Raw genomic sequence first — 12,697 nt, forward strand, 5'->3', positions numbered from 1 at the left:
CGATCCGTGCCGGAGTATCCCATGGCCGAGACGTCTGCCCCCGATCCAAAACCCCGCAAACCGCTGTGGTCGCGGCCGATCGGCCGGGTGGCCTTCTGGGTCTGCGGTGCCATCGCCGTGGTTGCCTTCGGGGCCGCCGTTGTTGCGGCGGGCGAGGATGGCTGGCAGGGATTTGTCTATCTGTCCGGCCTGGCCGCCGTGGGTTTCCTGGTGCTCTACGCCATTGCGGCGGGCGAAACGGCGGGCCGCAATCTGCGCCGCAAGATCGAGAAGAACCGCGCGCCCACACCGGCGGCGCTGGCATTCCGCGCCATCGAGACCTTTCCCGAGCCCGTTCTGATTTCCGACCGGCGTGGCGCGCCGCGTTGGGGTAATGCGGCCTATCACGCACTGGCCAGCAAGACGGGCGGTTTCGGCCAGAGCTTCGGCCTGCCGAGCATTGACCGCCTTTGGGCGGGCGCCGGTGGCGGTGACGGCACGGTCTACCGTCTGGCGCGGGCCGCGGCCCGCGGCGAGGGGGCGTGCGAGATGATGCCGCCGCTCGCTCTGGGCGAGGGCGATATCCGGCGTTTCCACCTCGAAGCCTCTCCCCAGGCCGATGGTCTGATCCTCTGGCGCCTCGTCGGTGCCGGTGAGCGCAGTGGCGATGCCGGTGCGGAACCGGTCTCGGCTGACTGGAGCCTGCATGCGCCGGTGGCTCTGTTCTCCCTGCGTGCCAATGGCGACATTGTCGGCGGCAACGCCACTTTCCGCGAATGGCTGGGCCTCACTGAAGGTGTGCCTTTCCCCTCGCTGCGCGATATCCTCGCCGGCGATGGCGCGCGCAGCGTGCTTTACAGCCGGGGCGGCGAGGGTGCTGCCCGGATCGATGCTCGCCTCAAGGCGCGCGACGGCATCGAAAGCCCGGTTGCGATCGTGGTCGAATGGCTGCCCGGAGAGGGCGCGCTGGGCCGGGCCGTGATGTACGGCCTGTCGCGAACCGGTGCGCCTCCGGGGGTCGCTGAGCCCATGGCGGCGACCGGCGCGGCGGCGGGTTCGACCATGGAAGACATGTTCGCCACCACGCCGTTCGGCGTCGTGCGCCTGGACGGCGCCGATCCGGAAACCGCTATCATCGAGGATACCAATCCAGCGCTGATGCAGCTCACCGGTGGCCGCGCTATTCCCGGCACGCGCTTCTGCGACCTGTTCAACTGGGATGACGGCCGCTCGCCGGTCGATGCCTTCTCGGCCGCCATGGCCGGTAGTGGCGATCCGGCCGAAGCCCGGCTGGTGACGCCGGACGGTCAGCTCTATGTCCACCTTGCCTTTGCGCCGGCCCGTGGCGGCAAGCGCGTTGCCTACGTCATTGACGTGACGGCGTGGAAGGAAATGGAGCGCCAGCTCTCCCAGTCCAACAAGATGCAGGCGGTCGGCCAGCTGGCCGGGGGTGTGGCCCACGACTTCAACAACCTGCTCACCGCCGTCCGGTTGAACACGGACGAGCTGCTCAATCGCCACCCGGTCGGCGACCCGGACTATTCCGAGCTGCAAGCGATCAACCAGACTGTCGCCCGCGCTGCCGGCCTGGTGCGCAAGCTGCTGGCTTTCTCGCGCAAGCAGACCTTCCGCATGGAGACGCTGGATATCGGCGATCTCCTGTCCGACGTCTCCGTGCTTCTGCGCCAGATTGTCGAGGAAACGGTGCGGCTGGACATCATCCATGGCCGCGATCTGCCGATGATCAAGGCCGACAAGGGCCAGCTGGAAACCGCCATTATCAACCTGGCCGCCAATGCGCGCGACGCGATGCGCGAGAATGGTGGCGGCACGCTGACCGTGAAGACCTCCCGGGTCAGCGATGATGTCGTGCGCAATGCCGGCGCGCCCAGTCCGCGCGAGGGCGACTGGCTGTCGATTGCCGTCACCGATGAGGGGCACGGCATGGACAAGGCGACGATGGAGAAGATTTTCGAACCCTTCTTCACCACCAAGGAGGCAGGCAAGGGTACAGGGCTGGGCCTTGCCACTGTCTATGGCATTGTCAAACAGTCCGGCGGCTTCCTGTTCGCTGACAGCGAGGTTGGCGTCGGTACGACCTTCACCATCTACCTGCCCGGCCACGAGCCGACCGAGGAGGAGGCGGTCGAGCTGCGCGAGGCGGAAGCCGAGAAGACCGTCGAGAAGGCGCCCGAGGATCTCTCCGGCCGCGGCCGTATCCTGCTGGTCGAGGACGAGGATGCTGTGCGCGCCATTGCGGCCAAGACACTGGCCAAGCGCGGTTATGACGTGGTGGAAGCCTGTGACGGCGAGGAGGCCTACGAAATCCTCGAGGACGATGAGGAGGGTTTCGACCTCCTGATTTCCGATGTCGTGATGCCGGGCCTCGACGGACCCGGCCTCCTGGAAAAGGCCCGCGACATGCTGGAAGGTACCCGCGTGGTCTTCATCTCCGGCTACGCCGCCGAACAATTCTCCGACACGCTGTCGAAGGAACAGGATGTAAGCTTCCTGCCCAAACCCTTCACGCTGACGCAGCTGGCCGAGAAGGTGAAGGAAGAGCTGGGCGAGCAGGCGGGGTAGGTCTAGGCCGCCTTCCTCTCCGTGTGCAGGCGCACCCAATCGGCGAAGTCGGCCATCAATTCCTTGACGAAATCGCGGCTTTTCTCGTCGACGAGGCGGCCGTCCTCGATCTTGTTGCCGGCCTTCATGACGAGCACTTCGTCATAGGGCAGCAGGGGCATCGCATTGTAAAAGACGATCTGGCGAAGATGTGCCTGGGCGCGGGCCGTGCCGAAGGGGCTGGGCGAGGCGCCCATGATCGCGGCTGGCTTGCCGGTGATCGGGCCCTTGCCGGTCGGGCGCGACAGCCAGTCGATCGCGTTCTTCAGCACGCCCGGGATCGAGTAGTTATACTCCGGCGTCGCGAACAGGATGCCGTCGGCCGGGGCGACTTTCTCGCGCAGCGCGGCGACGCCGTCCGGCCAGCCATCGGCCTCGGTGTCCTCACTGAACGGTTCGATATCGTGCAGGGTGAGCAGGTTGACGGTCACCTTGTCCGGGGCCAGTTCGGCCGCAGCCTGCAGGGCCGCCGTGTTGAAGGATTCCTGCCGCAAGCTGCCTGAGATACCGGCAATCGTGATGGGGCGGGTCATGAAACGCCTCCTTTCGCTCTAATGGTTGCGCAGGGCATCGATCAGCTCTGACTTGTCCATGTCGGAGCGGCCTTCGATGCCGATCTCCTGCGCACGGTCGTAAAGCTCGTCCTTCGTCCAGTCCTCATAGGGTGGCGCCTTGCCGCCGGACTTCATTGGCTGATCTCCGGCCGCTTCCGCATTGGCGATGCGGGCAGCCTTCTCCTTGCTCATGCCCTCCTCGCGGAGCTTCTCGTAGAGGTCGTCATCCTTGACCGAGGGGCCGGGATCCTTCTTTGGCATGTCGGACTCCTTGACTGGCGTTGCCGGTACAACGGGGGCAGCAAGGGCCGGGTTCCTTTGCATCTGTTTGCACGCTCCCGGGCATCTCCTGTTCGAGACGAGAGGGAGTTTCTCATGTTGCGAACAATCATCACGGCCGCGATCACGCTTGCCGCCACCACATCCACCGCGCTCGCCCAGATGCCGCCACGGCCCGAACCCGTCGCCGAAGTGCTGATCCTGGGGACCTATCATTTTTCCAATCCGGGGCGGGATCAGTACAATGCCCGCGCCGACGACATGCTGTCGGAACGCCGCCAGGCCGAGATTGCCGACTTGCTCGACGGTCTCGCCGTATTCGCGCCGACCATGGTTGCAGTGGAGGCCGGCCGGGAATCCCCGATCAATGAGCGATATGCTGCCTGGCGCGCCGGTGAGGCCGATCTGACGGTCAATGAACGCCAGCAGATCGGCTTTCGTATGGCGGACCGGATGGGGCTGGACCGGGTTGCGCCGATCGATGCGGATCATCGCTTCATGGCCTATGAGGACCTGCTGCTCGCCTACCAGCAGCTGGCGGGATCGGAGCCGGATCCGCATCTTGCCGGCGTCGAGGCGGCGAGCAATGCGCTCGGACGCGGCTTCACGGCCGAGACCGAGGCGCGGCAGGCGGCGCACACGGTCGGCGAAGTGCTGGCCTGGATGAATACCGACGCGGCGCTCGACGCCAACCAGGATTTCTATCTCGCCTATAAGATCCGGCTCTGGGAAGCTGACGGCAGTCCCGCCGGTGCCTATACGGTGGGCAATTGGTACACGCGCAACCTCCTGATGCTGCAGAATCTGCTCTACGAGCTGGAGGGCCGCGACGACCAGCGTGTGCTGTTGATCGTCGGCCAGGGCCATGCCGCGATCCTGCGTGAGCTGGTGGCGGCTTCGCCCTGGCTGACACTGGTCGACCCGCTCGACTACCTGCCGGCTGTGCCGCCCGCGCCGGCTGCAGAGTAGGGGGGTCTAGATCCCCTGGGCGTCCAGCAGGGCGCGGTACTCGCGCACCTTCTCCACATAGCGCACGGGCTCGTGGCCGCGGGCATAGCCATGGCGCAATGTCTCGTAATATCGCGGGTCCGAGAGCAGGGGGAGGGTGCGGGCGAGGTCGTCCCAGGAATTCTTGTCGCGCCCGAGCCGCTCGGCGAGGGCCCGCGCATCATACATGTGGCCCATGCCGACATTATAGGCGGCGAGGGCGAACCAGATCCGGTCCTCGCCTGTCACGCCGTCCGGGACGCGCTCGAAGAGATCGGCGAGATAGGCGGTCCCGCCGGCAATGCTCTGTTCGGGGTCGTTGCGGTCCTCGATACCCACCCGGCGGGCGGTCGACAGGGTCAGCATCATCAGACCGCGCACGCCTGTCGCGCTGACGGCATCCGGGTCCCAGTGGGATTCCTGATAGGCCTGCGCGGCCAGCAACTCCCATTCGAAGGGCAGTTCTGCGGCGGCCCGCTCGAAGGCCGGGCGGTATTGCGGCAGACGGCTCTGCACGCGGCGTACGAAGCGCGCCACATCGACATAGTCGAAAGCACCGAACCGGCCGAACCAGCGTTCGTCCAGATCGGCGAGCAGGCCGGTTTCGTGCGCCGAGGCGAACCACTCCGCCAGCGCCTCGTCCAGACCTTCGATACGGCCGGTATGGGCCCAGGCGAGCGGGCGTTCCTCGGTCAGCGTCATGGCGACATCGAGCTCGGGGTGCCTCCGGCGCGCGAAGTCCGCGAGATGACTGTCGGAGACGGTGCAGTCGAACGTGCCGCGGTCGACGCCTTCAAGAAGCGGCATGGCCGATCCGGCAGTCCGCGCGCTCCAGCGCACGCCTGGCTGCTGCCGCGCGAGGGTTTCCAGGGTTTCCTCATAGCTCGACCCGGCCAGCACGCGGATCGTGGTGCCGGGCAAAGCGTCCGGCGTGGTCGGCGCGCGCCCGCCGCGCCGACAGATCAGCTGCTCGGTGACGGACTTGTAGGCCGGGCCGAACGAGATCCGGGTCCGTCGTGCCGGCGTGACTGTGAGATTGGCCGCGGCGATATGGCCCTCGCCGGCGTCCAGGCTGTCGAACAGGCTGTCGATGTCCCGGCGCGGTTCGAACCGGGCGGTGACACCCAGACTGTCCGCGAAAGCCTGCGCCAGCTCGACCTCATATCCGGCCGGCGCCTCGCCACCGGGGTCGAAACTGGTCGGTCCGTCCAGCGTAAGCACAATCAGCTCGCCGCGGGCCTGGATATAGGCCAAAGAGATATCTTCCAGACCTTGCCGGTCCGGCGCGCACTGAACGAGGATGAGTCCGGCAATGACGGCCCGAACCGCCTTCGCCGCTGACAGAAACGGACGTCCCATAGTGCCGGACTGTAGCGCGAACGCGTCATTGTGCAATCCGGATATGCCTCTTTGTTCCGTTTTGTTAACCATAAGTGTTCTGCTTGTGTTCCCAGAACAAAGCTGGTACGTCTGACGTCGGTTGCCCGCACCCCGGGGGCGTGAAATAAGGGATGAAGGCTATGAGCAAGGGCGCGATTCGACTCGTGAAGGACGATAAAAACACCGACAAGCAGAAGGCCATCGAGGCCGCGCTGAGCCAGATCGACAAGGCTTTCGGCAAGGGCTCCGTGATGAAGCTCGGCCAGCGTCCGTCGATGGATATCGAAGCGATTTCCACCGGTTCGCTGGGGCTCGATATTGCCTTGGGCATTGGCGGTCTGCCGAAAGGCCGGATCATCGAGATCTACGGTCCGGAGAGCTCGGGCAAGACCACGCTCGCGCTGCACACCGTCGCCGAGGCCCAGAAGGCCGGCGGCGTGGCTGCTTTCGTTGACGCCGAACACGCGCTCGACCCGGTCTATGCCGGCAAGCTCGGCGTTGATGTCAGCGAGCTTCTGGTCTCCCAGCCGGACGCCGGCGAACAGGCGCTTGAGATCGCCGATACGCTGGTGCGCTCCGGTGCGGTCGACATTCTCGTGATCGACTCCGTGGCAGCGCTCACCCCGCGCGCCGAGCTGGAAGGCGAAATGGGCGACAGCCTGCCGGGTCTGCAGGCGCGCCTGATGAGCCAGGCGCTGCGCAAGCTGACCGGCTCGATTTCCAAATCGAAATGCCTGGTGATTTTCATCAACCAGATCCGCATGAAGATCGGTGTGATGTTCGGGTCTCCGGAAACCACGACCGGCGGCAATGCGCTGAAATTCTATTCTTCCGTGCGCCTCGACATCCGCCGGATCGGTGCGATCAAGAACCGCGACGAGGTGATCGGCAACCAGACCCGCGTCAAGGTTGTCAAGAACAAGGTCGCTCCGCCCTTCCGGGAGGTTGAGTTCGACATTCTTTATGGAGAAGGCATCTCCAAGATGGGTGAACTGCTGGATCTGGGTGTGAAGGGTGATGTGATCGAGAAGTCCGGGTCCTGGTATTCCTATAGTTCCGAACGCATCGGTCAGGGCCGCGAGAATGCGCGCCAGTTCCTGCTAGACAATCCGGACATTTCTGCCGAGATCGAGAAGAAGGTCCGGGCCAATGCCGGCCTGATCGCCGACGAGATGCTCACCGGCCCCGATGCCGATGATGAGGCTGCGGCCGGCTGATATTGGCCTGACGGGCGGAAGTCTGCGGGTGCCGGGCCGTCAGAGTTGGCGGAAACGCCGGAAAACGGCATGGACGGGCGCGGAACAGGCGCCAGCGACACACCGCTCCGGCAATCGCAGCTTGATTGTGAACGGGTGCTTGGCTAGGCCGGGCACCCGTTTCTATATGATATCCTGAAAAATCGGCGGGTTTGCGATCATCTCGGTCTCTCCCGCGCCCGCAACACGACGGACCGTAATCCATGGCCAGCCTTCGCGACATCCGTGCCACCTTCCTCGATTATTTTGCGAGTCACGATCACGAAGTGGTGCAATCGGCTCCGCTGGTGCCGCAGGACGATCCGACTCTGCTCTTCGTGAATGCGGGCATGGTGCCGTTCAAGAATGTGTTCACCGGCAAGGAAAAGCGCGCCATTCCGCGCGCCACCTCGTCGCAGAAATGCGTACGCGCCGGCGGCAAGCACAATGATCTCGACAATGTCGGCTATACGGCGCGCCACCACACCTTCTTCGAAATGTTGGGAAATTTTTCCTTCGGCGACTATTTCAAGGAACGCGCGATCAGCCATGCCTGGGAGCTGGTGACGAAGGAATTCGCCCTGCCCAAGGACAAGCTCCTCGTCACGGTCTTTTCCGAGGATGACGAGGCGCGGGCGCTGTGGCGCAAGATCGCCGGCCTGCCGGACGAGAAGATCATCGGCATCTCCACCTCCGACAATTTCTGGTCCATGGGCGACACGGGGCCTTGCGGTCCGTGTTCGGAGATTTTCTTCGACCACGGAGAAAACATTCCGGGCGGCCCGCCGGGCTCGCCCGACGAGGATGGCGACCGTTTCATCGAGATCTGGAATCTCGTCTTCATGCAGTTCGAGCAGGTAGATGCCGCGACCCGGATCGACCTGCCCAAACCCTCGATCGACACCGGCATGGGGCTGGAGCGGATCGCGGCGATCCTGCAGGGCAAGCACAACAACTATGACGTCGATCTGTTCGCAAACCTGATCCGCGCCGGCGAAGACGTGCTGGGCGTGAAGGCACAGGGCGATGCCCTGGCGAGCCATCGTGTCATCGCCGACCATTTGCGTTCGACCTGTTTCATGATGGCCGATGGCGTATCGCCGTCGAATGAAGGCCGCGGCTATGTGCTGCGCCGGATTATGCGCCGCGCCATGCGTCACGCGCATCTGTTGGGGGCGACCGAGCCGGTGATGTGGAAGCTGGTACCGGCCCTCAAGGCCGAGATGGGCGATGCCTATCCCGAACTCGGCCGTGCCCAGGCGCTGCTCGAAGACACGCTGAAAGTCGAGGAAGAGCGTTTCCAGCGCACGCTCGGCCGCGGCCTGTCCCTGCTCGAAGAGGCCACCGAAGGCCTGGGCGAAGGCGGTGTTCTGCCTGGCGAGACGGCGTTCAAGCTCTACGACACATACGGTTTCCCGCTCGATCTCACCCAGGATGCGCTGCGCGCCAAGGGCCTGACGGTCGACGAGGCCGGTTTCGACAAGGCAATGGACAAGCAGCGCGCGGATGCCCGCGCCAGCAAGTTCTCCTCCGGCGATGCCGCGCCCGACGCCGTCTGGTTCGGTGTGCGCGATGCGGCCGGGGCGACGCAATTCCTCGGCTATGACGGCACCGAAGGCGAGGGCCGTCTCGCCGCTATCGTCTCCGGCGGGGCCGAAGCAGGCAGCCTGGCGGATGGCCAGACAGCGGAACTCGTTTTCGACCGCACGCCCTTCTATGGCGAGAGTGGCGGCCAGTGTGGCGATACCGGCGTCATCCTGTTCGAGAATGGCGCCGTATTCCGGGTGGAAGACACACAGAAGCGTGCCGGAGATCTGCATACCCATATTGGCGTGCTGGAGAAGGGCGAGGTGAAGACCGGCGATACAGCTCGCCTGTCCGTGGATGCGCTGCGCCGCGTGTCGACCAAAGCCAATCACTCGGCCACGCACCTGCTGCACGCCGCCCTGCGCGATGTGCTTGGGCCGCATGTCACCCAAAAGGGTTCCTATGTCGGCCCGGATCGATTGCGTTTCGACTTCAGCCACAACAAGTCCGTGACGGCCGACGAGATTGCGGCGATCGAGGCGCAGGTGAATGCCGTGATCCGCCAGAATGCCGCCGTTTCGACCCGCGAGATGAGCCCGGATGCTGCCATCGAGGCCGGCGCCCTGGCCCTGTTCGGCGAGAAATATGGCGACAAGGTGCGTGTGCTGGCTATGGGCCGGGCCCTGGCCGATGCCGACACGGCCTATTCGGTGGAATTGTGCGGTGGCACGCATGTCGACCGCACCGGCGACATCGCCCTGTTCAAGATCGTATCGGAGAGCGCTGTTTCGTCAGGCGTACGCCGCATCGAGGCGATGACGGGTGAGGGCGCCCGCCGCTATGTCGATGAGCAGATCGGTTTCGGCCGCGCCGCGGCCGATGCGCTGAAGGTCACTCCGGTCGATCTGGCCGCGCGTGTCACCTCCCTGATGGATGAACGCAAGAAGCTGGAACGCCAGCTTGCCGAGGTCAAGAAACAGCTCGCCATGGGTGGCGGCGGTGGTGCCGCGCCGGCCGGGCCGGAAGCGATCGCCGGCACGAAATTCATCGGCCGTGTGGTCGAGGGCGTCGGCGGCAAGGATCTGCGCGGCCTGATCGACGAGGCCAAGACCTCGATGGGGTCGGGCGTGGCCGCCTTTATCGGGGTCAATGACGGCAAGGCGGCGCTGGCAGTCGGTGTCACCGACGATCTGACCACGCAGTTCAGCGCCGTTGAACTTGTACGCGCCGGGGCCGGAGCCGTTGGCGGCAAAGGCGGTGGCGGCCGGGCGGACTTCGCCCAGGCGGGCGGACCGGATGGCGCCAACGCTGCGGCCGGGCTGGATGCCATTCGCGCCGCGCTGGCGGGCTGATGGCCCGCAAGGCCAGACCATCCGCGTCCCGCGACGTCCAGCTGACCGGTGACAAGGCGCTGGCGCGGCAGGTCGTGGCGGCGCGCGAATCCTTCAACGCCGCGCTCGACGCGCGCGACACGCCGGCGATCGCCGAGGTTCTCAGCGAGGAGGCGATCCTGGTGCCGGGCGACGAGGCCCAGCTGATCACCGGGCGCCAGGCCCAGCTGGGTGCCTGGGAAGGCGTCTTCGCCAGCATGCCGGATATCGCCTATGTCCGCGCGCCGGCCCGTATCGAGATCAGCGAGGACGGGCTGCTGGCCGCAGAGACCGGTCGCTGGCGCGGAAGCTGGTCGCTGGACGGGATGTCGGTGCGTTATTCCGGCCGCTACTTCGCCAAATGGCGTCATGACGGCACGGCTTGGCGGATAGAGGCAGAGACCTTCGTCACGATGAAGCGCACCGGCGGGGCGGGGTAGGGCCAGCACACCCAAATAAGCCGCACGCGTCTGTCACAAAATGCCGAGCCCGACCGTCTGGAACCCGAAAGCAAGGGAGTTCCGGATGATCCAGCGCAGTCTTCTCTATCTCGGTGCCATCTTCTATTGGCTCAATGGCGTCAGAATGATCGCGGATCCGCAGGGGTTTTTCGACGGCACGGCAGGTGTCAGTGCGACCGGCGGATACAATCTGCATTTCATCGTCGATATCGGCTTTGCCTTTCTGGTCTCTGCCGGGGCGATGGCGGCCGGCGTCTGGCTGCGACGGCGCAGCCTGATCCTGGCCGGGCTGGCCTGGCCGCTCCTGCATGCCGCTTTCCACCTCGCAGGCCTGGCCATGCACGGAGCGGTGTCGCGCGCCGCCTGGGTGGTCGAGACCGGCGGTGTGATCCTTCCGGCGCTGATCCTGGTGTTTCTTGCCCTCCGGGCTCCGCTTTCGGGACTGGGGACAGGGATGCCGCGCCTGGTGCATACGGCGCTGCGGCGTTTCGAGGCGCAGTGGTCCTACGATGCGACCTATCTGCACCGGCTTGTCGATACGGTGCCCGACAGCGTGCCCTTCCTGACGGCATTGCAGGGCTTGTCGGGTCTTTCCACCGGGCAGGCCCCGTCCGCGCTGCTTCATGGCGCCTCGCTGGCGGCGTCACTACAGGAGGATTGCGGGCCGTGCGCGCAGATCACGATCGACAAGATCTACGCCGATGGCGCCGATCCGGATTCAGTGCGTGCGCTCATCCGGCGGGACTTCGGGCTGGCCGACCCGGTGTCCGCGCTGGGGTTCAGCTATACGGCCGCGGTCCTGGCAGGTGAGGCGGAAGCGATGGAGATGCGTGACGAAATCGTCGAGCGCTACGGCGAGGCTGCCCTGTCGGAACTGGCGCTGGCGGTCGTCGTCTCGCGCACCTATCCGACGATGAAGAAGCTGACGGGCTTCGGCGCGGCCTGCCAGAGGCTTGACGTGGCCGGCCAGACAGAAACAGTGGCAGCCGCATGACCGTCCCTCGAACCGATCTGTCGGCCTTCCAGGCCGAACGTCCCCGCCTGATCTCGATCGCCTATCGGATGCTGGGCGAACGGGCGGCGGCCGAGGACGTGGTACAGGATGTCTGGCTACGCTGGGACCGTGCCGATACCGGCGGTGTTGCCAATCCGCAGGCTTGGCTGACCGCCGTTACCACGCGGCTGGCGATCGATGCCTTGCGCAAGACGCGGGTGCGCCGGGAGGCCTATACGGGGCCCTGGCTACCCGAACCTTGGCTGCACGATCCTGCAGACGATCTGCTGGAGCGCATCGAGACGGCACAGCAGGCTGAACTCGCCCTTCTGTGGGCGATGGAGGCCCTGACGCCGCGCGAGCGCGCGGCCTTCATTCTTCACGAGGCCTTCGACACGGGATACGAGGCGCTCGCCGGGATTCTCGATACGACGGAAGCGGCCTGCCGCCAGCTGGTCTCGCGCGCCCGGCGCAAGACGCGCGGCGGGCCGGCACGCGCGGGAAGTGCGCCGGAGGCCATCATGGAATTGCTGGCCGGTATCATGACGGCTTACGCCAAGGGCGATATCCGGCAGATTGCGGCGCTGCTGTCCGAGGACGTGGTTGCGATCAGCGACGGCGGTGGCAAGGCGCGGGCCGCTCTGCGTCCGCTGATGGGGGCGGCCGAAACCGCGCAGGTCATGCATGCCCTGGCGACGCGAAAGCCCCCAGACCGGGCGCCGGATCTGATCTGGATGAATGGCCGTCCGGCGATCGGTATTCTCGACGGGGGCGCGAGTGACTTCCTGTTGACCGTCACACCGGCAGCGGACGATCCCTCCCGCATCGGCTGGATCTATGTGATGCGAAACCCGCTGAAGCTGCCGCTCTAGGTCGCTGTATTGCTCACGGTGCGGACGGCGGAAAGCCAGGCGCGGGCCTGCGTTTCGTGCTGGAAGACGCGTTGTTCTGTGGTCAGCCTGTTGCGGCTGGAGAACTCCCAATAGGTCAGCGTGGCCTTGGACAGCGGATCGTTGCAGACGATGGCTGCGCGGCGTTTGTGTGCAGGTTTGGCATCGTCATTCTCGCGCATCGTGTCCATCAAGCGGCTCACCGAGTCCGCCCTGATATCGCTGAGCGAGACGTGGTCCAGAATGGTCAGGAAGTCGTAATCGTCTGACCAACCGGGCTGGATCCGGGCCATGGCGAACATGGACAGGAGTTTGTCGGGCGCGAGCTTTCCCGAAATGCGGTAGACGCACAGATCGTTCTCCGCTTCGAAATCGATGCTGAAATTCACCCTGCGTCCCCGATTTTGTCAGCGGGAAGT

11 protein-coding genes are annotated in these 12,697 nt (G+C 65.3%); 7 read left to right on the plus strand and 4 right to left on the minus strand.

The window, feature by feature from the left end; genetic code table 11:
* Positions 1 to 21: 21 nt before the first annotated feature.
* Entirely contained in the window at positions 22 to 2,562 is a 2,541-nt protein-coding gene (locus ACXAJV_RS05910) for a hybrid sensor histidine kinase/response regulator (protein ID WP_475082997.1), read from the plus strand.
* A gap of 2 nt (positions 2,563 to 2,564) precedes the next feature.
* Here ACXAJV_RS05910 and ACXAJV_RS05915 read toward each other — a convergent pair whose 3' ends face one another.
* Positions 2,565 to 3,134 carry an NADPH-dependent FMN reductase gene (locus ACXAJV_RS05915; protein ID WP_475082999.1) on the minus strand — a complete coding sequence of 190 codons (570 nt, stop codon included), beginning with the start codon at positions 3,132 to 3,134 and terminating at the stop codon, positions 2,565 to 2,567.
* Positions 3,135 to 3,152: 18 nt separating this feature from the next.
* Positions 3,153 to 3,416, minus strand: coding sequence for a DUF7218 family protein (locus ACXAJV_RS05920; RefSeq protein WP_475083000.1), 264 nt, complete (start codon positions 3,414 to 3,416; stop codon positions 3,153 to 3,155).
* Between the two features lie 114 nt (positions 3,417 to 3,530).
* Here ACXAJV_RS05920 and ACXAJV_RS05925 point away from each other — a divergent pair, with 114 nt between their 5' ends.
* Positions 3,531 to 4,403: a DUF5694 domain-containing protein gene (locus tag ACXAJV_RS05925; protein ID WP_475083002.1), complete on the plus strand. Its 873-nt coding sequence runs from the start codon at positions 3,531 to 3,533 to the stop codon at positions 4,401 to 4,403.
* A gap of 6 nt (positions 4,404 to 4,409) precedes the next feature.
* On the opposite strand, the gene mltF is transcribed toward ACXAJV_RS05925, so the two are convergent.
* Entirely contained in the window at positions 4,410 to 5,780 is a 1,371-nt protein-coding gene (mltF, locus tag ACXAJV_RS05930) for a membrane-bound lytic murein transglycosylase MltF (protein WP_475083004.1), read from the minus strand.
* 161 nt (positions 5,781 to 5,941) lie between these two features.
* Between mltF and recA the strand changes: the two genes are divergently transcribed.
* From recA to sigJ, 5 genes are all read left to right on the plus strand, one after another.
* Entirely contained in the window at positions 5,942 to 7,018 is a 1,077-nt protein-coding gene (gene recA, locus ACXAJV_RS05935; protein ID WP_475083007.1) for a recombinase RecA, read from the plus strand.
* Positions 7,019 to 7,260: 242 nt separating this feature from the next.
* Positions 7,261 to 9,915 carry an alanine--tRNA ligase gene (alaS, locus tag ACXAJV_RS05940; RefSeq protein ID WP_475083010.1) on the plus strand — a complete coding sequence of 885 codons (2,655 nt, stop codon included), beginning with the start codon at positions 7,261 to 7,263 and terminating at the stop codon, positions 9,913 to 9,915.
* Entirely contained in the window at positions 9,915 to 10,373 is a 459-nt protein-coding gene (locus ACXAJV_RS05945; RefSeq protein WP_475083012.1) for a nuclear transport factor 2 family protein, read from the plus strand. The genes alaS and ACXAJV_RS05945 overlap by 1 nt, the downstream gene beginning before the upstream one ends.
* Before the next feature lie 85 nt (positions 10,374 to 10,458).
* The gene (locus tag ACXAJV_RS05950; protein ID WP_475083014.1) at positions 10,459 to 11,388 is read left to right on the plus strand and encodes a hypothetical protein; all 930 of its coding nucleotides are present in this window, start codon (positions 10,459 to 10,461) and stop codon (positions 11,386 to 11,388) included.
* The gene (gene sigJ, locus ACXAJV_RS05955; protein WP_475083017.1) at positions 11,385 to 12,260 is read left to right on the plus strand and encodes an RNA polymerase sigma factor SigJ; all 876 of its coding nucleotides are present in this window, start codon (positions 11,385 to 11,387) and stop codon (positions 12,258 to 12,260) included. Before ACXAJV_RS05950 ends, sigJ begins: the two co-directional genes overlap by 4 nt.
* On the opposite strand, the gene ACXAJV_RS05960 is transcribed toward sigJ, so the two are convergent.
* Positions 12,257 to 12,667, minus strand: coding sequence for a hypothetical protein (locus ACXAJV_RS05960; RefSeq protein ID WP_475083019.1), 411 nt, complete (start codon positions 12,665 to 12,667; stop codon positions 12,257 to 12,259). The genes sigJ and ACXAJV_RS05960 overlap by 4 nt on opposite strands.
* Between the last annotated feature and the right edge of the window lie 30 nt (positions 12,668 to 12,697).

The organism is Maricaulis sp. ABE4_448 (assembly GCF_056160825.1).

Bases quoted from the DNA above. Each gene is read 5' to 3' on its own strand.
- ACXAJV_RS05910 (WP_475082997.1), top strand. From the start codon at position 22: ATGGCCGAGACGTCTGCCCCCGATCCAAAACCCCGCAAACCGCTGTGG.
- ACXAJV_RS05915 (WP_475082999.1), bottom strand. From the start codon at position 3,134: ATGACCCGCCCCATCACGATTGCCGGTATCTCAGGCAGCTTGCGGCAG.
- ACXAJV_RS05920 (WP_475083000.1), bottom strand. From the start codon at position 3,416: ATGCCAAAGAAGGATCCCGGCCCCTCGGTCAAGGATGACGACCTCTAC.
- ACXAJV_RS05925 (WP_475083002.1), top strand. From the start codon at position 3,531: ATGTTGCGAACAATCATCACGGCCGCGATCACGCTTGCCGCCACCACA.
- mltF (WP_475083004.1), bottom strand. From the start codon at position 5,780: ATGGGACGTCCGTTTCTGTCAGCGGCGAAGGCGGTTCGGGCCGTCATT.
- recA (WP_475083007.1), top strand. From the start codon at position 5,942: ATGAGCAAGGGCGCGATTCGACTCGTGAAGGACGATAAAAACACCGAC.
- alaS (WP_475083010.1), top strand. From the start codon at position 7,261: ATGGCCAGCCTTCGCGACATCCGTGCCACCTTCCTCGATTATTTTGCG.
- ACXAJV_RS05945 (WP_475083012.1), top strand. From the start codon at position 9,915: ATGGCCCGCAAGGCCAGACCATCCGCGTCCCGCGACGTCCAGCTGACC.
- ACXAJV_RS05950 (WP_475083014.1), top strand. From the start codon at position 10,459: ATGATCCAGCGCAGTCTTCTCTATCTCGGTGCCATCTTCTATTGGCTC.
- sigJ (WP_475083017.1), top strand. From the start codon at position 11,385: ATGACCGTCCCTCGAACCGATCTGTCGGCCTTCCAGGCCGAACGTCCC.